This is a genomic window from Kitasatospora sp. NPDC092948 (assembly GCF_044754805.1).
Taxonomy (GTDB): domain Bacteria; phylum Actinomycetota; class Actinomycetes; order Streptomycetales; family Streptomycetaceae; genus Kitasatospora.
Genome location: NZ_JBIVPU010000012.1, coordinates 81,594 through 104,738 on the forward strand (window position 1 = coordinate 81,594; position 23,145 = coordinate 104,738).

The window sequence follows — 23,145 nt, forward strand, 5'->3', positions numbered from 1 at the left end:
CTGCTGGCGCATCGGCTGCTCGACCGCAGACCGGGAGGGAGACGGGATGCTGGAGCTGTGGAACCGCGGGCGGGAGCTGCGCGCTCTGCGCGCCCTGGACGGGGCGACCGCGCTGCTCGCCACCGGAGTCGGCGAAGCCGGAATGGCGGTGCTGCAGCGGCTGCTCGCCACCGTCTTCGAGTGCGGAACCGGGGGCACCAGCGCGGCCGTCGAGCTCGCGCGGGCGGGTGATGCTCTTGCCGGCCTCTCGCTGGATTCCGCCCAGTCCGAGGCGGCCGCCCGGGCCTGGCTCGCGGAGGCACATCGGCAGCGAGCTCTGGAACGGGCGCAAGAGACCAAGGCCGACCCGGGGCAGGCCGTGGAGCGGCTGCTCGGCCACCCGGTCTGGGTGCTCCACCATCTCGATCCCCTGGCCCGACGCATCCGGATCGTTCACGTCTCCACCGGCCGTACCGCTGCGGAGGTTTCGCGCGCCGCACGCCTCGAATCCCACCTTCTCGGCCGCTGGTTCAAAGGCGAGACCAGGCCGGACGCCGCGCAGCGCCGCACCTTGGCCCGCGTCCTGGGCGTTGCCCCCGGGTGGTTCGGAGTGCAGCGCGACACAGTGGTGGACATCGCGCTGTACCAGGCAGACGACCGGTGCCCGTGCGGGGTCGGCGCGGCGCGCTTTGCTGCGAGCACGCTGGACGAACGGTCGCTCAGTGCGGCTTGGGGCCGGCTGGGCCTGTACTGCATCGGCTGCGGACAGCCCTACCTGATCGAGCCGGATGGCCGCCTCCACCCGGTGCCCGCGATCGGTACCGGCCATTTCACTCATGAGTTCGGGGCGCTGGGCGAGAAAGTCCGGCCGGACGGCTATCTCGGTACCGAGCTGAGCCACCCCTGGCCGATCGCACACTGGCATACCCCGGCGGGGCTGAACCGCCGGGGGGCCCTGCGGATCCCCGACCTCTACCGCACGGCACCCGCGGAGAACTAGCAGGTACGCAGGACCGCGACTGCCTTGCCGAGGATGACTGCGTGGTCGCCGGGGAGCGGACGGTTTGCCGGGCTGCGCGGCACGAGTCAGGTCTTGCCGTCGCAACGCCGGAGCTCCTTGATCGTGGCCTCGCCGTCGATCAGGGCGGCGACGATCTCGCCGTTGTGCGCGTCGGGCTGACGGCGGATCGCGATGAGGTCGCCGGGCAGGATGGCCGCGCCGGTCATGGAGTCGCCGACGAAGTAGGTCGTCACCCGAGCCGGCGCTTCCACCAGGGCTCGAAGGCAGGCGCGAAGGGATCTTGCAGTGTCCGCGCCAGGAAGTGGTCGTCCAGAGGTGCGACCGTTGTGAGGAGTTCGCGACGCGCCTTTCGTCGCATGGAGGCGGCTGCCCCTTCTAGGAGCGTTCGGGCGTGCCTGTCTCTCCAGTCCGTGGTCCCATGTCCACGGTTGGATCCATGGTCGGGCCACTCATGAAGCGCCAAGTCCCATGCCCGGAAGGCACGGGCGACAGACCCAGGGGGCAGCCGGTATCGCGCCTCGAACTGCGCGATCTGTCGATTTGTCGCAGCGGACAAGCCCGTGATGACTTGCCTGGTGCCGGCTGCCCTGCGCGGGGACTGTTCGGCCCTGATCTCGCCTGGAGAACGGCGAGGCATAAAGACTTCCAGATGGTCAGAAAACTAGTGACCTGACGATAGACCGTTGTCTCCCAGGGCCTCAAGAGGGTTCTGCCTGACAGTGGTGAGGCCCGTGAGTCCGGTCAGCCAGCGGCCGTCTGTTCGGCGCGGGCTCGGGTGGTGGCGAGGCGGTATGAGTCGGTGCCGGTCTCGATGATGTTGCCGCCGAAGGTGAGGCGGTCGACGATGGCCGCACAGCTGGCAGCGACGTCGGCGCATGCAGGAGCGCTGCCGCACCACGCACAGCTGTCCGAACACCGGCCGGCCGCGCCCAGGCCAGCACGAGCAGCCGACCTGCTGCTCCCGCCCCGCGGGGTCGATAGGCCACGCCGCCCGGCTCTCGCTGCCGGAACTCCACTGCGTCGCCCAGGAGATCGGGAAGCCACGGGCGTCACGGACCAGGACCGCGACCGTCGGCGGCAACGGCACCGCGCCCCACGACCGGCCGGAATCCTCCACGGGGCCATCCTCGCAGCTGCGGCGAATAACGAACACGGCGGGCTCTCGAGTGCACGGCCGACTGCCGATTCGATGCGCCGCTCCCGACCGACCCCGGGGGGCTGCGCGAACAATATGCCCGCCCTCGCCCACCGCGCTACGCTCGTCGGAATCATCAGCCCTTGGAGGGATCGAACCACTCGCCGATCCCCCGTGGAGCCCATGATGACCAGCCCGACCCCTTCGTCACCCCGGCCGGCCTGCACCAGGTTGACTGCAGCCCTCGTCCGGAAGCTGCGCGCAGACCTCGCCGCCGGTAGAACGACGATCAACAGTCGCGCCCAGGAGCTGGGCGTGAGCTGGACGACGGTGGAGAACGCTGCCTACGGCTATACTTGGCGCGCTGTCACTGATCCGGCACCCCTCGAACCTCCTGCCTCGCAGCAGGTCCCAGTGCCGTCCTTCGCCCGGTTGACGCCAGAGGTTGTGGCAGACATGCGGCGCCGTTACCGGTCCGGTCAGGCCACCTTCGGCGGCCTCGCGCGCCAGTACGACGTCGGGGAGGCGACCGTGCGCAACGCGGTCCTCGGGTTCACCTGGCGCGGCGTCGCCGAGCCGCCCGCGCTGCGTGCCGACGTCGGTGGCTGGACGGTCCTCTCCGAGGCCGACGAGGAGCAGATTCTCAAGCTCAAGGGCGAAGACGTGTCGTACCGTGCCATCGCCGCGGCGCTCGGCCATGGCGTATCCGTCGTGTACCGGGCTCACCGACGGCTGGAGGAGGCCAGACGGCAGCCGTGAGGACCACCCTTGATCATCAGCGACCCCTGCCGCAGTGATGCTCGGCCGGATCAGGTGCCGGAGGTGCTGTCCTTTCGGCTGTACGGTGCGCGTGGCTGTTGGTCGGGGCCGCGTTCGCCGCGGCTGCGGCGGTTGGGCCACCAGGCATGCACGGCCCGGTAGTAGTAGAGGTCGCGGCCGTTGTCCGGTTGCTCGACGGGGGTGGGTGCGGTGGGGTCGTTGGCCAGGGCGCGGTGGAGGGTGGAGCGGTTGACGTGGAGGTGGCGGGCGAGGGTGGCCACGGGCAGCGGCCACTCCGGCACCGACTCGGGGTTGTCGGGGCCGGGCTGGCGGGGTGCGGGGGTGGTCACGGGTCGGGGCCTTTGAGTCCTGGATGGTGAGGGGGTGTCGTTGTCGGGCCTGCGGCCGGGGCGGGGCGCGGTCCGGGGTCAGGCGGCTGCTTCGATCGCGGTCAGGGTGACCGGTGCGGGGAGGGCGGTGAGGTTGGGTGTGCCGCCGCCCAGCAGGGTGCCGTACGCGACCAGGCGCGCGTCGTCGTCGGCGAAGTCGCCGGGGAGGTCGGCGAGTTCGGGCACGCTCAGGCCCTTGCTGCGGACGTGGTTCTCGAGGTCGGTCACGGCGGTGGGCCCGGAGTCCCGGAGGTCGTCGAGGCGGAAGTGGTTCTCTCCGCCGAGGACGACGCCGTAGGCGACCAGGGCCGCGGCCCGGTCGGCGTACGAGCCCGGCAGGAACTGCCCGTCGAGGGCGATGGTGTAGGAGGCCGGCTGCTCGGGCAGCTCCACCCGGTAGGCGGTGAGACGGCCGATCGTCTCGGCGCCCTGGAGGCGGGGCGGCGTCTGCGAAGGGCTGGGGCTCTGGTCGCCGGTGCCGGTGAAGGCGTCGGGATCGGGCTCCCAGCCGGCGCTGAAGTCCTCGGTGGAGTAGAGCGCGGCCAGGGAGCTGACCTGGCGCAGGCGCAGGACCTCGTCGGGGTCCATGCCGAGTTCGCGGCCGATCCACTCATCGTTCTTGCCGCGCAGGTGGAGGTCCCTGACCATCTCGCTCATCGGCTCGACGACGTGCTCGCCGCGGGCGCGGTTGTGGCGGATCGTGGACGCCTGCCGGTCGGAGCGGTCGGTGCGGTCGGGGCGGATGACGGTGACCGGCAGGCGGCCGTGCAGGGCGCCGGCGAGACCTTCGCTGCGGCCGACGAGGTGGCGATGGAACCCGTCGACGACTTCGTAGCGCTCCTGGTCGGGGTCCTCGCGCCAGGTGACGATCGGCTGGGTGAAGCCGTCGGATTCGATGGACAGCTTCAGCAGCTCCATCTCCGGTGCGGCTACGAAGTTGGGGTTGTAGTCGTTGCCGTGGACCTGCGCGGTGGGCACCCAGATCACGCAGTCGACGGGCTGGTCGCGCATCGGAGAGTGGGGGCGCAGGAGTAGCTTGAGGGCGTTGATGGTGTCGATGCGCTGCTCGTCGGGTAGTTCCTCCAGCCGTGCGAACAGGTCGGCGCCCTGCTGGAGGATGCCCTCGGCGGTCTGGTCGGCGAGGATCTGGTCCAGGCCGGTCTGCTCGGCACTCACGTCGGCTGCTCCGTGGGGTCGGGGTCGCGGTGCATCCGCGTGTACTTGTCGGGGACGGCGGTGGTGGCGAAGCCGGCCGCCGTGTAGGCGTCCACGAACTGCGGGGGCACGACGGCGCGCAGGTGGCGGGGGCCAGCGGCCTGGACGGCGGCGGCGACCAGGCGCTGGGCGAGGCCGGTGTCGCGCTCGCCGGGCACGGTGTAGAGGGACTCGACCCGGCCGGTACCGTTCTTCAGGAGGACGACGCCGACGAATCCGAGCGCGGGCTCGCCATCAGCGCCGGCGGTGACCCACACCTTGCCGTCCTCGTCCCACGGCGGGCCGCCGAGGGCCTTGTGGACGGTTTTGGAGGCCAGGTGCGGGCCCATGACCTGGTAGAAGTCCGGGTCGGTGTTGGTGCGGACGGCCAGATCCACAGCAGCGGGCCGGTCAGAGGGTGCCATCGAACTTCCACTCCTGTCGTTTGGCACGCATGCGCTCCTGGTGCTTCTCGTAGGACTTGGCGTTGGCCGGCGGGGCCATCGCGAACTCCTTGCACCAGTAGTCGAAGGCGAGCAGGACCTTGCAGACGCGCTTCCAGGACGGCGTGGACTTGTCCATCGGGCCGTCGTCCGGGATGCCGTCGGGGTAGCCGCGGGTGGAGTACCAGAAGATGAACCGGGCGATCTTGTTTCGGAAGTGCTCGGCGGTCTGCTCCGGCATCGTGTTCAGCAGGTACTGGGCGTAGCTGAACCAGGTCATGCCGTCGGGGCAGGTGATGGTGATGCGCCCGGAGATGTTGCCGGTCTTCGTCGAGTACTTGGCACCGAAGTTGGCACCGGAGACCCGGGCGACGACGCGGCTCCAGGTGCGGGGCTCCAGGATGTGGTAGAGCCACAGCCCCAGTTTCTGGTCGTCGCCGTAGGGCTGGCACAGCCTCATGCTGTGGATCGTCAGGCCCGCTTGGTGCATCAGGTCGTAGATCCGGTTGTACGGCACGTCGAAGCGGCCGTTGTAGATCCAGATGTCGCGGGTCTGCCAGTCGTAGATCGGGTACGTGTTGTAGAGGTTGGGGCCGCCGCTGATCCGGGTCGTCCACCGCAGGCCCTCGTGGGTGCGCTTCTTGAGGGTGGCGATGGTGCGGTAGCGGTTGAGGCTCTCGTCGGAGCGGATGCCCACCAGGCAGGCGGTGAGGCGGTTGCCGTGCCGGGCGGCGTACCAGTGCCCGAAGGCCGGGACGAACTCCTCGAACTCCATGTACCGGCCGCCGCCGTCCGGGGTGACGTTGTCGGCGGTGTGCTTCGCGTAGAAGTCGAAGAACGCGGGGTCGGTGACGGCCCCGGCCGGGGCGGGGCGCACCCACCTGTCGCGGGCCTCGGGGTCCCAACAGGTCCACTGCGGGTCGATCGAGGAGACGGCGTTGCGCATGTTGAGGGGCAGGCAGACCCAGTAGGGCTCGAGGACGTCGGCGTGCCGGACCAGCATGGTGCGTACGAAGTCCTCGGTGGCCCGGTAGCCGGCTTCGAGGTCGACGATGAGCACGCCGAGCGCGCGGCCCAGACGCCGGGCCTCGTTCGCGGCGATCTCCAGGACGACGCCGCTGTCCTTGCCGCCGGAGAAGGACACGTACACGTTAGGGAAGTCGGCGAAGGTGCGGCGCACGCGGCGCAGGGTCTCCTCGTGGACGCTACGCCCGGTGGCCCGCTTGGCGCCCCGCAGCGGCCGGGCGCCCTCCGGGAGCAGCGCCGGGTTCTGCGGCGGCGGGACGGCTTCGGGGGCCTGGAAGGTGCTCACCGCTCCAACTCCGCTGCCGCCGTCCCGGCCGCGTTCCTCAACCACGCCTGTGCCTGCTCCCTGCTGATCTGCTCGATGTCGCCCTGCGCGGTCACCCGCAGGAACGCGCGCTCCTGCGCGGTGACCCGGGTCCGGACGCCGGTGCGGCGGATGCCGCGCCAGGCTGGATCGACCGGGTCCACGGGCCAGCCAGCCTCGTAGACCCGGTTGGTGCGCAGCGTCCACAGGTAGTGCACCCCGCGCCATCCGTACCGGTCCTGGAGCGCATCGTAGTCGCGCTGCGCCGACATGAAGGTCCGCCGCAGGCCGTAGAGGGGGTGGTGGCCGGTGATCTCGGCCAGCCACGGGGCGTCGCCGCAGATCCGCTCCCGCTGCCAGACGGCCCGGAAAGTCGAGGCGGCGGGGGCGGCGTCGAGGTCGAGTTCGGCACGCTCCACGAGCAGCGGGATCGCCTCGTCCCAGGTGGCCGGGCGCAGCAGGGCGAGCGTGCGGCCGTCGGCGTCCGGGTCGGTGGCGTCCTCGACGGTGGCGATGAGTTCGGCGAAGCCGGTCTCATCGAGGGTTCGGGCGCCGGGAGCGTGCTCGGGGACGGGGGGTTCGCCGGGGCGCGGGCGCAGGCGGACGACGGTGGTGGTGCCGGTGGCGAGGGGGGCAGTGGCCGGGCGGTGGATCAGCCAGAGCGGGCCGGGGTCGTGGGCGGGGCAGGTGGTGTGGCGGTGGGTGCCGTCGGGGAGGCGGTGGCCGTGGCCGGGGTGGATGCGGCGGCGGCAGTCGACGCACCAGCGGTCGTCGGTGGTGAGGGGGCCGGGTGCCGGTGCCTCGGGGCAGGTGCGGTGTTCGGGGGCGTAGCGGGCGCGGCGGGCTTGGGGGGTGCGGGTGAGGGGGGCGGGTGTGCGGTCGACGAGGACGGCGCGGCCTTCGCCGGCGTCGACCCAGCCTTCGCACAGCAGGCACCGGCCCGGGTAGGCGTTGGGCTCGACAGTTTCGGCGGGGGGCGGGCAGTCGCCGGGGCGGTGGGTGAGGGTGTGGCGGCCCGGCCCGTGGTGATGGAGCCAGCCGGCGCGGGCGGGGATCTGCCGGGTGCACCGGTGGCAGCGGCCGGGGTGCCGGTTGGCGGTGATGGTGGCGCCGACGGTGTGGTCGGCGGCGTCGGCGGCCAGGTGGGTGCGAACGGCGGCGAGCTGCTGGCGGCCGGGCGGGGTTCGGCGGGCCCATCGCTTGAGGACGTCCAGGCCGTTCTCCGCGTCGGGGTCGGCGCGCAGCAGGGTGATGCGCCACTGGCGGCCGGGGTGCTGGTCGGCGGTGAGAAGTAGGGCGCCCGTGGGGAGGACGGCCAGGGAGTCGGGGGTGAGCCAGGTTCCGGTGAGGGCGGTGGTGCCCTCGCCGGGGCCGACGGCGGTGACGAGGCGGGCCCAGGAGGAGAGGGTGTCCGCGCCGGCGGGCGGGACCTGGACGACGACGGTGCCCAGGGCGCGGGCGGCCGGATTGTCAGTGGCGGCCGACACGATGGCCGTAGCGGAGTGCATTTGCTCGCTCCCGGAGAGTGATCAATGTTTAGAGTCCCCAGCATGCCCTCTCCGAGAAAAAATCGCAACATCTGTTGCGATTTTTTGTGGAGAGGTGCAGGCTGATCACCAGTCACCCGCCCTACAGGGCAGGCGAGTTGAACGGAGAGCCCACCATGCACCGCAGCAGCACCGGTCCGGCCGAGGAATCGGCTCCCGGCCGGCGGGCCGTCAGCACCGACCCCGTCCCCGATGAATGGGTCCGGCTGACCGTCCCGCCGGTCCCCGACGGAGGCCGGGCCGGCAGCTGGCGCCTGGCCGTCACGGACGTCGACCCCGGCGTACAGGGCGAGCAGGCGCTGGCCGGCCTGCGGCTGTACGCGGGCGACGCCGTCGCCTGCCCGGCCGGGACGCTGCTGCTGGTCGTGGACAAGCGCGCCACCGGTACCGACCGCAACTACCGCACCGGCCGCAGCTACGTCACCGAGGACGCCACCGTCACCCTCACCCGCGTGCAGGGCGACGGCACCACCGAAGTCCTGTGGGGCCCGCGGCACTTCGCCAAGGCCGCCACCGCCCTCGGCACCACCGTCCGCACCCGCGTCGCCAAGGCTCTCGCCGAGCAGGCCCCGGCGGCCGAACCACAGCTGCTGGAGGAGGTGCAGCGGCCCAACCGCCGTTACGAGCCGCGCTGCCCGCGCTGCGAGCGCCCGGTCGCCGCCCGCCGCGGCCACCTGGTCCGCCCGGCCGACGGCGCCCGCTTTGCCGTCGAGCACTGGCCCGCCTGCCCCGCCGACGGCGAGATGGACCCCGAGCCGCCGGTCAAGCGCGGCAGCTGCGCGGAGTGCGGCACCCGCCGCGGCGTCGTCGAGCGCCACGACAGCAGCGGCATCCCCGGCAAGGTCTGCCACCGCTGCGACCGCTGGAGCGAGGACGCCGACTACCTCCTCTCCTTCGCCTGAACCCCCTTGCCGGCTACGACCCGAGAAGGCCCTGTGCCCGAGTTCGACCTCACCCGCCGCCCCTGGATTCCCGTCCTGGACGGCACCGACCACCGCCACGTCAACATCACCGACGCCCTCACCCACGCCCACCGCCTGCACCTGGCCACCACCGACCCCACCGAACGCACTGTGCTGCTGCGCCTGCTGGCCGCCGTCCTGGACGCCGCCACCGGTACCGGCACCACCGCCCGGTGGGACGAGCAGTGGAACAGCCCCGCCCTCGACGGCGCGGCGATCACCGCCTACCTGGAGCAGCACCGCGACGCCTTCGACCTCTTCCACCCCGAGCGGCCCTTCGGCCAGTGCGGTCTGCTCGCCGCAGTGAACCGGGACACTCACGCGCTGCGGGCCGGCTCCTGGTCCGGCACGGCCTCGACCCACTTCGACTGGACGCAGCTCGGCCCCGCCCGGCCGCTCGCGGCAGCCGATGCGGCGCTCGCCCTGCTCGTGCTGCAGGGCGTCCACCCCGGCGGCATCCAGTCCGGCCACCCGGGCGACCCGCGGACCAAGGGCGGCAAGGTGTACGGCTCCCACCCCGGCCTGCTCAGCTGCGCCACCCACGTGATGGTCGAGCCGGAGGGCGCCTTCCTGAAGGACCTGCTGCTGATGATGACCCCGCCCGGGCCGCGGGCCGAGGACGATCGGCCGGCCTGGGAGCAGCCGCCCGCCCCGGTCACCGGCCGGGAGCGCGAGCCCGCCGGACGGCTCGACCTGTGGACCTGGCCCAGTCGCCGGGTGCGGCTGCTGCCCGACGACGACGGCCGTGTCGCCGCGCTCGCCCTCCACGACGGGGACCGCACCGCCGACCCGGGTACCGCCGTGCGCGCCGCCGACCCGTGCGCGGCCATCTCCCCCAGCGGGGCGCGCTTCGACCTACGCGGGCGCGACGGCCGGGGCCGCGACCGCGGCTTCGAAGCGCCGTGGGCCGCCGTCCTGGCGCTGCCCGGCACCGACCGCACAGCCGCCGCGCCGGCGATCGCACACCTGGTCGCCGCCTGCGAACGCGGCACCGTCGACCCCGCCACCGTTCTCGCGCTGCGCTTCCACCGCGTCGAGCACACCACCGCCCACCGCGCCGCGATCAGCGCCGTCCTCGCGCCCCTGCTGCCCCTGGGACCGGCCGCGCACCTGGCCGACCCGGCCGTCCGCGACCAGCTGCTCGCCGCCGCCCGCCGCGCCGCAGGTCTTCGCCACCGCATCCACAAGCTCGCCGAGGACGCCCGGCTGCCCGGCGGCGACCGCGTCGACCTGGCCGCCGACCCCGGCGTCCGCACCGCCTGGAACCGCTACCTGCACGACCTCGACCGCCCCGGCTTCGACGACGCCCTCCACGACGCCCTCCACCAGCGCATCGCCCGCCACCTCGGCGCCACCCCGCTCACACAGGCCGCCGCCGTCCACCAGCTCACCACCGCCTAGAAGAGGACCCCGTGGAACCCCGCCAACCCGACCCCGATCTCGACCTCGTCCGCCGCACCACCGACACCGAGATCAACCGCCTGCTGAACCGCTACCTCGCCGACGCCCCCGACGGCGCCGCTGCCCTCGCCCACCTGCGCCGCACCGGCAACGACGGCACCCTCTCCCCCACTGCCTGGTCCTACCTGAACCTCGACCCGCTCCTTCCCCCCGACACCGCGCCCGCCGACGACCCACGACGCCACGCCCTGGACGCCGCCTGCACCACGCTCGTGCTGTGGGCCCACCACCAACAGTCCCGGCCCGAGCGGATGCACCGCACCCCGCGCCCCGGGCGCACCGACACCTCCCTCGACCTCGGCGGCGCGCTGAGCCGTCTCTCCCGCACCGTCGACAACGCCTCGATCACCCCGCGGTTCACCCAGCTCACCCGCATGGCACCCACCGGCCTGCCGACCACCACGCTGCGCCCCCTCATCCGCTGCCTGCGCGAGGGCGGAGTGCCGCTCGACTACGCCGCCCTCGCCGTCCAGCTCACCCGCTGGCGCATGCCCGGGGGCCGCCGCCAGGTCCAGCGTCACTGGAGCACCACCCACTTCGAGACCCGCCCGGCCCCCCGGCCGGACACCACCGACACCGACACCACCGTCACCACCGAGAAGGACACCCCGTGAACGACACCGCCGCCGCCGGCCGCGCCCGCTTCCTCGACCTGCACCTGCTGCACACCCTGCCCTCCCACGGCGTCAACCGCGACGACACCGGCGCCCCCAAGAGCGCCCAGTTCGGCGGCGTCGAGCGCGCCCGCGTCTCCAGCCAGGCGTGGAAGCGAGCCACCCGCACCTACTTCGCCAGGATCCTGGACCCCTCCGAGCTCGGCGTGCGCACCGTGCACCTGGCCGCCGCCGTCACCGACCGCCTGACCGGCCTCGCCCCGGACATCGACGACGCCGCCCGCGCGCTGGCCGCCCAGCACACGATCACCGCCGCCGGGATCACCCTGGACAAGCCGAAGCGCTCCAGCGGCAGCAGCGCCGCCGACCTGCCCACCGCCAAGGCCCTGGCCTTCCTGTCCGCCGCCCAGCTCGACGCCCTGGCCGCGCTGGCCGCCGAAGCCGCCGCCGACCCGGCCGCGTTCTTCAAGCAGAAAATGGCCGTCCAGCGCGCCCAGCACCTCGCCGCCACCGCCCACTCCGTCGACGTCGCCCTGTTCGGCCGCATGGTCGCCGAGACCCCCGAGCTGAACGTCGACGCCGCCGTCCAGGTCGCCCAGGCCATCGGCGTCCACGCCCTGGAAGCCGAGATCGACTACTTCACGGCCCTCGACGACCTCAGCCGCGCGGCCTCCGCGACCATGATCGGCACGCGCGGCTTCAACTCCACCACCTTCTACCGCTACGCCAGCCTCAACCTCGACGCCCTCGCCGCCAACCTCGGCCGCCTCCCCGAACACACCGAGGGGCGCACCCCGCTGGAGCGCGCCGTGGCCGCCTGGATCACCGCCTTCACCTCCTCCATGCCAGCCGGCCAGAACAGCGGCACCGCCCCCCACACCAAGCCCGAACTCGTCCTCGCCCAGCTGCGCACCGAGCCGGCCTCCTACGTCGCCGCGTTCGAGGAACCCGTCCACCCCGCCGCCGGCGGCCACATCCGCCCGGCCTGCCGGGCGCTGGCCGACCACGCCGCCGAACGCGACGCCGCCTACGGAGGCCTCGTGGAGTCCTGGCTGCTGCGCGTCGGCGCCGCCACCGAACCCGCCGAGCCGCTCGGCAAGCGGATGCCGACCCTGGACGACCTGGCCGCCGCCGCGACCACCGCCGCAGCCGGTCACCTCACCGGGGCCACCGCGTGAGCACCCTGCTGCTCGTCCTCGCCGGGCCCATGCAGTCCTGGGGCGGCCCCACCTCCACCGGCCGGCGCGACACCCTGCCCATGCCCACCAAGTCCGCCGTCGTCGGCCTGCTCGGCGCCGCCCAGGGCCTGGCTCGCACCGACACCGAGGGCCTGGCCCGCCTCGCCGACCTGCGCTTCGGCGTGCGCACCGACCAGCCCGGCATCCTGATGCGGGACTTCCACACCGCCCCCGGACGCAATCGCACCCGCACGGTCTCCGACCGGTACTACCTGGCCGACGCGGTGTTCACCGCCGCCGTCGAAAGCGACCGCGAGCACATCAGCGGCATAGCCCGTGCGCTGCGCAACCCCGTCTACGCGCCCTGCCTGGGCCGCCGCTCCTGCGTGCCCAGCCGCCCCGTCCTCCTCGACGTCCGCCACGACCTCACCCTGGAGGAAGCCTTGGAAGCGGCACCGTGGCAGGCCGCGCCCTGGTACCAACACCGCCACGGCCGGCCGGACACCCTGCCCGTCCACACCGACACTCGACCCGGACAGCACCCCACCCATCACGGCGACGACCATCCCGTCGACTTCCATCACCACCGCCACCGCGCCCGACCCGTCACCGCCACAGCCGTCCCGCTCCCCCGGGAACCTGACCTACCCACCCACGACCCCTTCGCAGTCTTCCTCGACGACCTGCCCGGAACGACCGGATAGCGGGAACGGCCGGGTCGGGCCGCGCACCGTCGCGCGGTCCGACCCGCACACCCCGCTCCAGCAGCACTGACCGGACCGTCCCTCATCCCCCAGCGGCGGCATCGGCCGCCAACCTCCCAGAGACCACGGAGCCATGACCGAAACCGCACCTCGCCGAGAGCCCGGCCACCAGAGGGGCACCCTTCTGCTGCCCGAGCGGGAGACCCACCGCGAACCGGGTACGCCCGCAGACCCGACCACCCGGATCTACCGCACCCACCTGCCCGAGGGCGCCCGCCTCGGCCGGGGACCACTCGTCCGCGTCGACCGCGGCCCCCACCTCGCTGACGAGGCCGCAGGCATCTACCCGCTCGTCCTTGCCGGCAGCGAGACACCGGCGTACGTGGTGCTGCGCACCGACGCCCCCGAAAACGAATGGTTTTGCACCTCCAACTCCTGCGGCCCGGACGGGTTCAGGCAGTACCTGCCGCTGCGCGAACGCTGCATCGGCGGCGGCGCCACGTACCGCAGCATCCCCGATGCACTGGCCGCCGCCCGGCACCAGCCCGAACTCGACGCCCGCAAGCGCCGCGCACAGGAGCTGCGGGAGATCGCCGACGCCGCCGGCCCGAGCAACCAAGTGGCCGGCAAGTACGGGCCCGAACGCGTCCTGACACGCGCCGCGTACGAGGCGGCATGCGCAGCCATCGGCCTGGAGCCGACTCCCGACGACCAGATCAGGTCCGGCGGCTACGGCGGCTGGGACCTGGCCACGTGCACCCCGGATGCCGGGATCCACAGCGACCTGACCCAGCTGCGCCGGGCCGGCCTGGACGCCGAACGCGAGCGAGCCGACCGGGCCGCCCTGCAGGCCGCCATCGACGTCGTCGGCCCTGCAGGCCCCCTGAGTCGGGAGCAGTACGAGGCCGGATGCCGGACCGCCGGGCTCACCCCTCTCTCCGACGCCGCCGCGGAAGAGATCGGGTACGACCCTCATATCGAGTTCGCCTCCATCGGTATCGCCGACCTCGGTCGGACCCTCGCCGCCGACCGGGCCCTCGGCATCCGTCCCCGGACCGCCCGGCATCTGGCTCGCCGCCGAACCGGCGGCGTCCACGCCGAGCTTCGCCAACAGCGGCAGGCCGAACGCGACGGCCTGCCTTCCGACTTCGAGTTCGCCACGGTGGACCAGGTCCGCGAGATCCACCGCCTCCTCGCCCTCGGGGTGGGAGGCGGCTACTGCCCCGGCCCGACCGACACCGAAGGCATCCAGAACCTCTCCCAGGACACCGCCTCCGAGTACATCAACTCCCTGCGTGGCGACTACTGACGAAGCCGCCGGACCCGGCGGTGCTGGTCTTCCCCGCCGTCGCGGGAATCGCGGTCCGCTCTTCCGGCCCGCGTCCGTACGCCACGAACCCGCGCGCACACGCGCCGCACCGTCACCGAGGTGGTCCCGTGCCCACTCCGTCCGCCCCCGTCCGCTGGCAGTCCGTCACCATCTCCACCTGATCCGGCTCCCGGACGCGGCGGTGGGGGCGGCGCTACGGTGGCGCCACCGCCGCGGTTCTCCCGGCCGGCGGGTGGCGGCCCCCTTGGGGCCGAGGATCTCGACGCCGTCGGCACGACCTTGCGGCGGCGGCGCGCACCGTCGCGCCGCCGGACCGCCCACCCACCACACCGCAGAGCCGACGTGACGCAGTACCAGGACGACCCCGCGTGGATCGCGCGGCACCAGCAGCAGTACGCCGCGACCGAGTTGATGCAGGAGCGACTGCGGCAGACCGGCCGCCGGGCAGCCGACAGCGAGACGGCCCGCGCAGCCGCTCGGCTTCCCGTCCGGCCGGCAGCGGGGCAGCGACGTCACCGGGGATCGTGGCCTGGTCAGGCCGCGATCGTGGCCGGTACGTTCGCCGGCCGAAGAGCGGACAACGGGGATCGGCGGCCCTTCTCTGTACGACGCAGAGCCTCCCAGTCCACCTCGGGGTGAGCCTGCGGCACGGCGTCCACGTCACCGGCGCGGAAGATGGGGACGCGGACGGCACCCCGCTTGCTGGACCCGAACCGGACCGGCTGAACCAGGGTGGGGCGTACCCAACCGAGCCGGACCAGGTGGTCCCAGTCGCTTCTGCGCAGGCCAAGCCTCTCCGCGGCCTGGTTCGGCCCAAGCGGGGACTCCCGCTCCACCAGGTCGGCGAGGTCCTCGCGGACGCAGACCTGGGCGACCTGGTCGGGGTGGAACTGCCACTCCTCGCGCTGCGCGGTGAGGTCGAAGAGGAGGCCGAGGCGAACGAACCGCCCGACGGTGAAGACCTTCACCGGGCAGGGCTCGTCGGGCGGCCAGGAGAGACCGAGGGCCTCGGCGACCAGGCGGGCGGCTTGCCAGGCGCCGATCGGGTCCCCGGGCAGGGAGGCCTCGATCGTCGTCCGGTCGATGGCGTCGACGACGGCCCGCGGCCAGGTCCGGGTCATCGTGTCGGGGGCCGGCACGAGGCCGGTGTGCACGGCCCAGCGCAGCTTGGTGATGGGGACGTGCAGGTTGCGGGCGAGCTGCTGCTCGTCGTAGTGGGTACGGCGGGCCATGGTGATTCCTCTCCGGTGATGGTGCTGGCCGGAACGTTCCGGCCGGCGGCGATGGTTGTGCGGGCGGGCCAGTCCGACCGGGCGTGCGCGTGGGCGTCGGCGATTTCCCGGTCGAGCAGGTCCTGGTAGACGGCCCGGTCGGCCAGGGTTCCGCGCAGGTCCGAGGAGGCGGTGAGCAGCCGGGTTTTGAGCTCCTCGATGTGTCGGGTGTGCCGGGCCGCGAGGCGGTCGAGGAAGGCGATTTCGTCCGCCAGTACCTGGACCCGGCTTCGGTTGGTGCTGTGGCCGTGGCGGTGGTCGCTCAGCCAGGACTCGAACTCGGCCTGCACGAAGAGCCGCTGCGCCGGGCCGCGGGCGCCCTTGCCGATACTGGCCACCGGCTTGGGGAAGCCGGGGTGGCGCTTGATCCAGTTGGATACGGCGGCGCGGGTCACCTTCGCGAGTGCGGCGCAGGTGCTCTGGTCGACCAGCTCGTCCAGGCGGTGCTCGTACTCGGGCCGGTGCCAGACCACCGGCGCTCCGGCGCTCATCGGACGGTCTCCGTACCGGTTGTGCGGCCGATGCGGACGGCGGGCTGGTCGGGTTCGTGGCCGAGGGGGGTGACGCGCACCGGGACGACTCCCGCGACGAGGTCGCCCTGGTCGAACAGTTCCTTGAGCAGGTCGTCGTGGTCCAGGAAGTCGGGCATCACGGCACCGCCCGTCGGGCCGGCGACGACGGTGATGCCGAGCGGGTGGATGCCGGTGCTGGCGAGCCACACCGGGGGCAGGACGACCGGACCGTCGAAGAGGGTCAGCCCGGTCTTCGGGTGGTGGACGTGCACTCGCGCCCGTGCGGAGGGCCGGCCAGCGGTCGGGTACAGGTCCGCCCGCCAGGTCTCGAGCCAGGTGTGGGGGTCGTAGTTCCAGCCCTCGTCGTGCAGGAGGAAGTCCAGGGCGTTCGACCACGCCCCCGGCGGAAGCTGGGGTGGGAACGCGCGGATTTCGACGACCAGCGCCGGCCGGCGGCGGCTGCCGAACCAGTCGGACCGGCAGGCCATCCTCAGCACTCCTTCTGCGTCCGACGTGTCGTCCCACGGGGCACGAACGCGCAGCGGGTACAGGTCAAGGCCGCCGCCCTCCCCGTTGACGTCCAGCAGATGGGTCATGATCCGTCCGGTGGGCGCCGGGCCGTGGGCAGGGCCGAACGGAATCCGGCCGGCGGCCTCGATCTCGGCGTCCGTCGGAGGGCGGTGGGCGTTCAGGACGTTCTGGACCTTGCGGTAGGGCAGCCGGAAGGTGTTCGCGAGGTCGCGGGTGAAGGCCTTGCGGTCGGCATGGCGGGGCATGTGCGTTCTTTCCTCGGCGAACCCCACGCTGTCCGCCGGCCAGCACAGCAACGACCCGGACGGAAAATGACACGAGCACGAACGGTGATCGCGGTGTCCACACGGGACCAGGGCCGGTCGCCGCCCCGGCGTGGGAGCTTCGGGCGGTCCGACGGGTTGCGCGTTCAACCCAGAGCACCACGATAGCGGGCCGCGCTGACACGCCAGCACGGACTGGGCGAAGTCGGGCTGCGGCTGCTGGCCGCCGCGGCCCACCCGGCACCGGGTGGCGGGTACCTCACCGACCCGGTCGCCGACCTCGGCCGGCGCCCGGTGCGGCTGCGCCCGGACGGGGCCGGCGGGCTGATCGCCGACCAGCCGTAGCCCGGTCGCCGGGTTGCTCGTTCACCGGGGTGTGAGCATCGCGCGCCGCGGCGGCCTGGGCCGTCGTCCCGACCTGACCGCCCCGGTGCTGGGGCCGGACCCCGGCTCGCCGAGGGCGACGTTGGCCGGCCGGGTCGCCGACCGCCGAGAGGACCTCACCCCGGAGCAGCAGGTGCTGATCGGCCGGAGTCGGCGGCGGGCCCGGACCGCCGGCGAGGCGGCGCGGCTGCTGCTGCCCGAGGTGCTGGTGCCGTAGCCGGGCCGGTCAGTAGCGGCGGCCCCACGGGTCGGGGCGCTTGCCGGCGAGGATCTCATGGACGACCTGGGCGACCTCTCGGGTCCCGGTCCCATCGCGCTGGAAGTGCCGACCACAGCGGTACGACATGGCGAAGGCCCCGCCCGGGTGGGCAGGGCCTTGGTGTCGAGTGGTCGCGGGTCAGACGGCCGACGCCATCGCGATGGCGTGGCGCCGGACCGGGAACGGGCCAGCTGACCCGACCACCGCACCCGGCCATCCGTCGGCGAAGCCCTGCGCTACAGGAGCTGGCGGCCGGTGACCGGGTGGGCCGGCAGCACGGCGGCTGCGGCATCCTGGGCTGCCTGGAGCGCATCGGCGAGGGCGTTGCCCACCAGCGCAGCAGAAGCGCTGAGCGAGGTGATCTCCTCGACACCGATGCGCGCGGCGGCGGTCCCGGCGACCAAGTCGCGCACCTCGGCGCCGCGCGCCTTGATCCCCTCTGTCACCGCATGGCCGGCAGCGAGCCGGTCAACCTCCCGGGCCAGGGCGGCGTAGTCCTCCAGCGCCTCGACCTGCTCCTCGGCTCCGGCAAGGACGGCGCTGAGCATCTCCCGCTCGGCCGCCAGAAGTCCGTTGACTTCCGACCCGTCGGCGACCGCCTCGGCGGCGGCCTGCGCGGTCCTGCTGTAACGGTGCAGGGAGTCGGCGAGATCCCACAGCAGCTGTGGGAGCTGGATACGGTTCGCGGTGCCCAGTCCGCCCAGGTCGTCCCGCTGAAGCCGGGAGGCGAGCACAGTCTCGGCCGCCTGCTGCGCCCGGCCGAGCAACAGAGCGGCGTCATCGGCCAGCCAGCTCGGGTGGACGTAGTGGCCGAGGGCCCGCTCGATGTGGCGGTTGATGTCACCGGAGTGGCTCACTTCCATGGCCACCACGAGAGCCGCCAGCGCGGCCCCGCCGATGAGCAGGACCAGGCCGAGGGCCCCGAACCCGTCGATCAAGTCCCTCACGAACGGCTCGAATGTCCCCGGGTCGATGTCCTCGTCGAGGCCCCCGCACAGTTTGAAGATCCAGATCGCCAGCGCGACTGCCCCGCCCGCCGCGGCCGTTCCCTGACTGCGGCGCAGCAGCTTCCCGTTGCTGCGGTAGGAAAGCGTGAGCCGGTCCGGCTTGTCGGCGTCGGCGAGGAGTTCCGGGCAGGCGTTGGCCAGGTCCGCCAGCGCGGCCTGGGTCTTGACCGGTACATCGGGATCGAAGACCGGCCGGGCCTCGGGCTGTTGCTTGTCCAAGTCGGTCATTCACACTTCCCCTAATCGCACAACGTCGGCACCCCGCTGCGGCAGGCCGCGAACGTGCAGACCGGTCGAGAGCTACTGCTCCGTCCTCGACCGGCCTGCGGGCATGATAGTGCCCGCAGGTGTCGGCGGGCCCCGGGATTTCGGCGGCCCGGAATGGGCGATGCCCAAGGTCATGATCGGGAGCAGGTGCCGTCGGCGTCCTGTCTCCCGCCGACAAGGGCGACCTACTTCACGTCCGCCAGCAGCACCCGGCGCAGGTATTCGTCCGCCATGGTGCGAGGCCAGTGCGGCACGGGGATCGGCATTCGTTCGAGGATCCAAGCCCAGCCGCGGGCCTCGACCGCCGCCAGCCGTTCGTCGGGGTCCTCGCGGGCGTCCAGGACGTCGTAGGTGGCGTTCGGAGACGTGCCCGTTGCCAGGGTGTAGCGCTGGCGGTGGGCGTCGATCTCGACGCTCCAACGGCTGCCGTGCCAGACCGCGAACTGCCGGTCAACTCCGGCCGGGCTGGTGCGGTAGAGGCTCCCGGCGAGGGAGTTGCAGCACCACGCGGTGGCGGCCTCCTCGGTCGTGAACGACCGCCATTCGCCCAGGGTGTCCGGGGAGATCTTCGCGAAGCAGCCGAAGACGTCGCGTCGGGCGAACGCTCCGAACCTGGTGGTGACGGCTTGGACCCGGTGTCCTCGGTAGGGGAGGTCGAGGATCACCGTGCCGGTGGCAAGCGCTTCGGCGAGGTCGTGGACCGGGACGGGCCGGCCGACGGCATCGGTGTGAGGCAGGCCGTGGGGAAGTGCGGGCATGGTTGTGGTCCCTTCTGCGCGCCGTCTGACGCGCATGGTGTGCTGCTTACAGCTCTCCCGGACTCGTGCTCCGGCCACCGGGCTCCTACTGGAGGTCGGGCCGGGCCGATTGTGGTGAGTGGGCTCTGCGGCGGTTGCTGATTCCCTGCAACACGGCGGAGCGCACCATTTTGGGGCTACGCGGCGAACTTCGTGATGATCGCGGCCAGACCGAGGGACACGATGGAGGCGATGGAACCCACATTGGCCCAGATCAGAAGGGTCATCTTCCACTCGCACAACTTGCTGAGCTTGTGCAGACGCTCGGGCCGCTGGTCGACGGCCAGCGCGGCCGGGATCTCCTCCGGCCTCATCACCGCCCACCGCGTGAAGCTCGTGGACCGGCTCCGGTCCAGACGGGGCGTTACCACCAAGGTGGCCAGCACCGTCGCAACCAGCGTCGCGGCCATGCCGATCGAGGCCAGAGCGAGGGCAGTTGGCGGCATTTTCGGCATGAGCGCGATTCCCGCAATCACTGCGGTAGCGGTCGTATAGACCGCGCCCGACTTCGGCTCTGTGCGCAGCAGGTCGCCGGTGACGGCGGCCAGCTCGTCGGCGAGGCCACGGTCGGCGGTGTAGCCCGAGGACGTGTTGTCGGCAATGGCGGCGGCCACCGTCGGCCCGACGCCGCGACCGGGGTCGGCATTGGAGGCCGCGGACGTCTCGCTGCTGATCTCGCCCGTGTTCGTGGTGCTCATCGGTATTCCTCTCATTGTCGTGTCGGTTTGGTGTGCATTCCTCGCCCGCCCTTGCCGCGCCCGGCACGCCGGGCGCGGCAAGGGCGGGTCAGCGGTGAGCCCACGCCCGCACGGCGTCTTCGACGCCGACAGCGATGGGGGCGTTGCTGCTGTCGGGAAGCTGTCGGCGATCGACGAACGCCCGGACCGCGGCCGCTACGTGCTCTGCGGCGGCGAAGGCCGGGATGCCGAGCGGGTGCGTGGTCCGTTCGATCGCGCCGTGGGTGACCGTCCAGCCGGTGTCCGGAGTCCAGACCAGGCGGATCTGCTCCGGCCACGACGGGGTGTCGTTCGAGTCCAGCCACATTCCGCCGTCGAGGCCGTCGCCGGTCGGCTGGCTCCACCAGCGGACAGGCCGTAGGTCGACCGCGTCCAGCGCACGGTCGACCTGTTCCATGTAGGGGTCGTGGGGGACGTCGGCGCGGATCGTGCGGTGCAGGTAGTGAGTCGGCAGGGTGCCGTCCAGGCGGACCGCGAGCCCGTGGGCCTGGTCGGCCAGGTCGCGCAGCCGGGCCGTGTCGGTGACCGGCACGCCCGCGGTGATGTGGCCGGCACAGGTCGTGCGGCCGATGTCGGCGAGTTGTTGGAGCACCCGGGCGAGGCGATGATGCAGGACTTCATCGCCGACGGGGCGGTCCCACAGCGGGGTGGTAGTCGGGGCTGCGCCGGTGAGCATGTCGTGCACGGCACGGTCCCAGAGCGCGTCGTCAAGGGCGTGGTGCTGGCGTCCCCGATGGGGTGGCAGGTACTGGTTCAGGCCGAAGCGGAAGGCTTCGCGTTCCAGGTCGTCCAGGGTGCAGGGCATGCCGGGCGGGAACGCCGACCAGTCGTTGCCCCACAGCTCGTGGATCCGGCCGAGGTCCTGGGCGCCCTGCCAGGCGGCGAGTCGAGGCTTCCCGTGCTCGGCAGCGCGCGCCAGGAACTCGGCGACGTCGCTGCGGATCTGCCCCGGCGTCTTCACGTCGGGATGGGACAGGTCGAGGCGGCGGCCGTCGTCCGTGAGCGGCAGGTGGGGCAGGACGTGCTCGGCGAAGTACTTGTTGCGCGGGTCGAGGTGGGCGGCGCCGAGGTCGAGGTGGGCGTTGACGGCGTAGTACATCCGGTCGTCGCGGCCGACGAGCGCGATCGAGGCCAGGCCGGTGGTCCGCGGGTCGCTGGGCAGGAATTCGGTGTCCGTGTAGATCCACGGATCTTCGAACTGGGCGGCGTCGCTGCCGGGTTCGGTGCGACGGGTCGGCGGCCTCTCTCCGGGGTTCGGGTGCATGGTCGGGGTGCTCATCGTGGGTATTCCCCCTCGGGTGGTGTGGGCTCCGTGCGGGCCGGCCGGCTGCGGTGGTCCGGCCGGTCCGCACAGCTGTGTCAGGCGAGGTGCTCGGCGGTGGCCGCCAGATCATCGGCCGTCCGCATGGTGGCGAGGGACCCGTCCAGCACGCGCTGGTCCGCTGCGGCAGGCGTGGCGCACGTGGTGCAGGGCGGCGCCAACGCTACTTCTGGGCGAGGTGGGCGAGGGCGCGCGCGATCAGAGGCCTGTGGGCGGCAAACAAGGTGCGCCCGGCGGCACTGATCGCGGTCTCCAGCTCGGTCATCGAATCCGCCGGGTACCAGGTCGCGTCCAGGGCGTCGTCGGCGGCCGTCACCGGGACGACGGTGGGCAGGACGAACAGAGCGGAAGTGCTCGCCACCCAGGCGTGGTCGCTCTGGCGGTGGTCGTCCACCAGGTCCCGGCCCAGGATGATGGGCCGGTAGCGCCTCAGGTCCAATCCGGTTTCTTCGAACAGCTCGCGGAGAAGTGCTTCCTCGTCGGTCTCGTCCGGGTTCACCATGCCGCCGGGTGCCGCTTCCTGGTGGTTGTCGTCACGGGTGACAAGCAGGAGGCGCTGAGCCGGGCCGGCGTTCGCGATCACGATCGGGTCGACGGCCCGGTTCTCACCCCACCTGCCCAGGTTGCGGCCGGTGTGTCCGGTGCGGCCGGCGGGGTGCAGCGGCCAGCTCCGGGCGTCGCACTCGAATCGTACGAGCGCGTAGTCCTGGCGCTGGGGCCAGTCGGTCACGGCGGCCGGGGTGGCTGCCTCTTCGGCCCAGACCGGAACTTCCCGCGCGAGCGCCTGCGGCAGCAGTTCCTTCGGTGTGATGTCCACAGGCGCGTACTCCGGCCACCTCACGGACCAGTCACGCAGTTCGGCGGGGATGTTCATGGGCTCGGTCACGGTTGTTGTCTCCTGGTCTTGCGATGGGTGTAGAGAGGGTCGAGCCGCCGCGGGTGTGGTCCGGCTCGATGCGGACCGCACCGAAGGCCTCGGCGTACGGTCGGCGGCGTTCGTGGGCGACATGGTGTCGGGATCTGAGGCGGCCGCGTGCCCGGCACTGGGCACCGAGGGCGTGGCCTGGGTCACTTGACGGCCCGTCCGAACCACCGCCGCCGGAGCCTCGGCGCGTCGCGCACCACGACGACGGGCATCCAGCCGTTCCACTGGTCCGCTCCGCCGATGCGGGCCCGCAGAAGAGCGACGGCCTCTGGGCTCATGCCGGCGAGTTCACCGAGGCGCACGTCGCGGTCCCCGACGCCGTCTGCAGGGTCGCCCCACGAGTCGATCTTCAGCAGAAGGCCGACGACCGCAGTCCGAAGCCGGGGCGTGCTCTGCTCGGCTGCCGCGGCCGCCCGGCGGCGCAGTTCCTGGCGGGCCTGGTCGCGGATCTTCAGGGCGAAGGGCACGAAGCCGACCAGGCGCAGTCCCTGGTTGGCGGCCACCCGCGCCTCGTCCGGGTGGAGGTTTTGGAGGAGGGGCTCGTCCCATGCGGGGTGGATCCTCTCTCCCAGGCCCGGGTGGTCGGCGTACCAGTCGGCGGCCTGAACGACCGCCAGCCCGGCGGCCGCGGTCTGCCGGTAGCCGTACAGGCCGGCCCGTACGCCGGTGACCTTGTAAGCCCGGCAGTCCTCGGGCAGGTGGCAGCGGGGGGTCGAGGCTGCCGGCGAGCTTCTCCGCGGCTTGGTCGAGGGTGGCGTCGTCGGCCAGCGCCCACTCGCCGAGTGCGATGGAGGGGTCGGCGTGGTGGAGTTCGTCCCAGGTGAC

24 protein-coding genes and 1 pseudogene are annotated in these 23,145 nt (G+C 72.6%); 9 read left to right on the forward strand and 16 right to left on the reverse strand.

The window, feature by feature from the left end; translation table 11 throughout:
- The first annotated feature begins 46 nt into the window (after positions 1 to 46).
- Positions 47 to 979, forward strand: coding sequence for a hypothetical protein (locus ACIQF6_RS28340; RefSeq protein WP_400899935.1), 933 nt, complete (start codon positions 47 to 49; stop codon positions 977 to 979).
- Positions 980 to 1,065: 86 nt separating this feature from the next.
- On the opposite strand, the gene ACIQF6_RS28345 is transcribed toward ACIQF6_RS28340, so the two are convergent.
- Positions 1,066 to 1,233: a LexA family protein gene (locus ACIQF6_RS28345; RefSeq protein ID WP_400899937.1), complete on the reverse strand. Its 168-nt coding sequence runs from the start codon at positions 1,231 to 1,233 to the stop codon at positions 1,066 to 1,068.
- 508 nt (positions 1,234 to 1,741) lie between these two features.
- Positions 1,742 to 1,855 (reverse strand): annotated as a pseudogene (locus ACIQF6_RS28350) (AAA family ATPase); the annotation flags it as partial.
- A gap of 595 nt (positions 1,856 to 2,450) precedes the next feature.
- Here ACIQF6_RS28350 and ACIQF6_RS28355 point away from each other — a divergent pair.
- On the forward strand, positions 2,451 to 2,894 hold the full coding sequence (locus ACIQF6_RS28355; RefSeq protein ID WP_400899939.1) for a helix-turn-helix domain-containing protein: 444 nt from the start codon (positions 2,451 to 2,453) through the stop codon (positions 2,892 to 2,894).
- Between the two features lie 50 nt (positions 2,895 to 2,944).
- Here the strand turns inward: ACIQF6_RS28355 and ACIQF6_RS28360 are convergent, their stop codons facing one another.
- The 5 genes from ACIQF6_RS28360 to ACIQF6_RS28380 form a co-directional block, all read right to left on the reverse strand.
- Positions 2,945 to 3,244 (reverse strand): hypothetical protein, encoded by a 300-nt coding sequence (locus tag ACIQF6_RS28360; protein ID WP_400899941.1) that lies wholly within the window; start codon positions 3,242 to 3,244, stop codon positions 2,945 to 2,947.
- Between the two features lie 78 nt (positions 3,245 to 3,322).
- Complete coding sequence (locus ACIQF6_RS28365) at positions 3,323 to 4,459, reverse strand: IbrB-like domain-containing protein (protein WP_400899943.1); 1,137 nt, start codon at positions 4,457 to 4,459, stop codon at positions 3,323 to 3,325.
- On the reverse strand, positions 4,456 to 4,902 hold the full coding sequence (locus tag ACIQF6_RS28370; RefSeq protein WP_400899945.1) for a GNAT family N-acetyltransferase: 447 nt from the start codon (positions 4,900 to 4,902) through the stop codon (positions 4,456 to 4,458). The genes ACIQF6_RS28365 and ACIQF6_RS28370 overlap by 4 nt, the downstream gene beginning before the upstream one ends.
- Positions 4,889 to 6,232, reverse strand: coding sequence for a DUF3440 domain-containing protein (locus ACIQF6_RS28375; RefSeq protein WP_400899947.1), 1,344 nt, complete (start codon positions 6,230 to 6,232; stop codon positions 4,889 to 4,891). The genes ACIQF6_RS28370 and ACIQF6_RS28375 overlap by 14 nt, the downstream gene beginning before the upstream one ends.
- Positions 6,229 to 7,758 (reverse strand): hypothetical protein, encoded by a 1,530-nt coding sequence (locus tag ACIQF6_RS28380; protein WP_400899949.1) that lies wholly within the window; start codon positions 7,756 to 7,758, stop codon positions 6,229 to 6,231. Before ACIQF6_RS28380 ends, ACIQF6_RS28375 begins: the two co-directional genes overlap by 4 nt.
- A 155-nt stretch (positions 7,759 to 7,913) precedes the next feature.
- On the opposite strand from ACIQF6_RS28380, the gene ACIQF6_RS28385 reads away from it, so the two are divergent.
- The 6 genes from ACIQF6_RS28385 (at position 7,914) to ACIQF6_RS28410 (ending at position 14,025) form a co-directional block, all read left to right on the forward strand.
- Positions 7,914 to 8,699 carry a hypothetical protein gene (locus ACIQF6_RS28385; protein ID WP_400899951.1) on the forward strand — a complete coding sequence of 262 codons (786 nt, stop codon included), beginning with the start codon at positions 7,914 to 7,916 and terminating at the stop codon, positions 8,697 to 8,699.
- 33 nt (positions 8,700 to 8,732) lie between these two features.
- Positions 8,733 to 10,160: a type I-E CRISPR-associated protein Cse1/CasA gene (gene casA, locus ACIQF6_RS28390; protein ID WP_400899953.1), complete on the forward strand. Its 1,428-nt coding sequence runs from the start codon at positions 8,733 to 8,735 to the stop codon at positions 10,158 to 10,160.
- An 11-nt stretch (positions 10,161 to 10,171) separates the two neighbouring features.
- Positions 10,172 to 10,834: a type I-E CRISPR-associated protein Cse2/CasB gene (casB, locus tag ACIQF6_RS28395; protein WP_400899955.1), complete on the forward strand. Its 663-nt coding sequence runs from the start codon at positions 10,172 to 10,174 to the stop codon at positions 10,832 to 10,834.
- Positions 10,831 to 12,012 carry a type I-E CRISPR-associated protein Cas7/Cse4/CasC gene (gene cas7e / locus ACIQF6_RS28400; RefSeq protein ID WP_400899958.1) on the forward strand — a complete coding sequence of 394 codons (1,182 nt, stop codon included), beginning with the start codon at positions 10,831 to 10,833 and terminating at the stop codon, positions 12,010 to 12,012. Before casB ends, cas7e begins: the two co-directional genes overlap by 4 nt.
- Entirely contained in the window at positions 12,009 to 12,716 is a 708-nt protein-coding gene (cas5e, locus tag ACIQF6_RS28405; RefSeq protein WP_400899960.1) for a type I-E CRISPR-associated protein Cas5/CasD, read from the forward strand. The genes cas7e and cas5e overlap by 4 nt, the downstream gene beginning before the upstream one ends.
- A gap of 133 nt (positions 12,717 to 12,849) precedes the next feature.
- Positions 12,850 to 14,025, forward strand: a complete 1,176-nt coding sequence (locus tag ACIQF6_RS28410) for a hypothetical protein (protein ID WP_400899962.1) — start codon at positions 12,850 to 12,852, stop codon at positions 14,023 to 14,025.
- Positions 14,026 to 14,579: 554 nt separating this feature from the next.
- On the opposite strand, the gene ACIQF6_RS28415 is transcribed toward ACIQF6_RS28410, so the two are convergent.
- Genes ACIQF6_RS28415 through ACIQF6_RS28425 form a run of 3 tightly spaced genes read right to left on the reverse strand, consistent with a single transcriptional unit; the run spans position 14,580 to position 16,605 of the window.
- A complete protein-coding gene (locus tag ACIQF6_RS28415) occupies positions 14,580 to 15,278 on the reverse strand; it encodes a hypothetical protein (RefSeq protein WP_400899964.1) in 699 nt (232 codons plus the stop codon).
- Positions 15,164 to 15,808: a hypothetical protein gene (locus ACIQF6_RS28420; protein ID WP_400899965.1), complete on the reverse strand. Its 645-nt coding sequence runs from the start codon at positions 15,806 to 15,808 to the stop codon at positions 15,164 to 15,166. Before ACIQF6_RS28420 ends, ACIQF6_RS28415 begins: the two co-directional genes overlap by 115 nt.
- Positions 15,805 to 16,605, reverse strand: a complete 801-nt coding sequence (locus ACIQF6_RS28425) for a hypothetical protein (RefSeq protein ID WP_400899967.1) — start codon at positions 16,603 to 16,605, stop codon at positions 15,805 to 15,807. Before ACIQF6_RS28425 ends, ACIQF6_RS28420 begins: the two co-directional genes overlap by 4 nt.
- Before the next feature lie 394 nt (positions 16,606 to 16,999).
- Between ACIQF6_RS28425 and ACIQF6_RS28430 the strand changes: the two genes are divergently transcribed.
- The gene (locus ACIQF6_RS28430) at positions 17,000 to 17,224 is read left to right on the forward strand and encodes a hypothetical protein (protein ID WP_400899969.1); all 225 of its coding nucleotides are present in this window, start codon (positions 17,000 to 17,002) and stop codon (positions 17,222 to 17,224) included.
- A gap of 278 nt (positions 17,225 to 17,502) precedes the next feature.
- Here ACIQF6_RS28430 and ACIQF6_RS28435 read toward each other — a convergent pair whose 3' ends face one another.
- The 6 genes from ACIQF6_RS28435 to ACIQF6_RS28460 form a co-directional block, all read right to left on the reverse strand.
- Positions 17,503 to 18,501, reverse strand: a complete 999-nt coding sequence (locus tag ACIQF6_RS28435; protein WP_400899971.1) for a hypothetical protein — start codon at positions 18,499 to 18,501, stop codon at positions 17,503 to 17,505.
- A gap of 224 nt (positions 18,502 to 18,725) precedes the next feature.
- Positions 18,726 to 19,298 (reverse strand): hypothetical protein, encoded by a 573-nt coding sequence (locus ACIQF6_RS28440; RefSeq protein ID WP_400899973.1) that lies wholly within the window; start codon positions 19,296 to 19,298, stop codon positions 18,726 to 18,728.
- 176 nt (positions 19,299 to 19,474) lie between these two features.
- Positions 19,475 to 20,035, reverse strand: a complete 561-nt coding sequence (locus ACIQF6_RS28445; protein WP_400899975.1) for a Pycsar system effector family protein — start codon at positions 20,033 to 20,035, stop codon at positions 19,475 to 19,477.
- A gap of 88 nt (positions 20,036 to 20,123) precedes the next feature.
- The gene (locus ACIQF6_RS28450; RefSeq protein WP_400899977.1) at positions 20,124 to 21,353 is read right to left on the reverse strand and encodes a hypothetical protein; all 1,230 of its coding nucleotides are present in this window, start codon (positions 21,351 to 21,353) and stop codon (positions 20,124 to 20,126) included.
- Positions 21,354 to 21,558: 205 nt separating this feature from the next.
- Positions 21,559 to 22,281: an NUDIX domain-containing protein gene (locus ACIQF6_RS28455; protein ID WP_400899979.1), complete on the reverse strand. Its 723-nt coding sequence runs from the start codon at positions 22,279 to 22,281 to the stop codon at positions 21,559 to 21,561.
- Between the two features lie 182 nt (positions 22,282 to 22,463).
- Positions 22,464 to 22,823, reverse strand: a complete 360-nt coding sequence (locus ACIQF6_RS28460) for a hypothetical protein (protein ID WP_400899981.1) — start codon at positions 22,821 to 22,823, stop codon at positions 22,464 to 22,466.
- Positions 22,824 to 23,145: the final 322 nt, after the last annotated feature.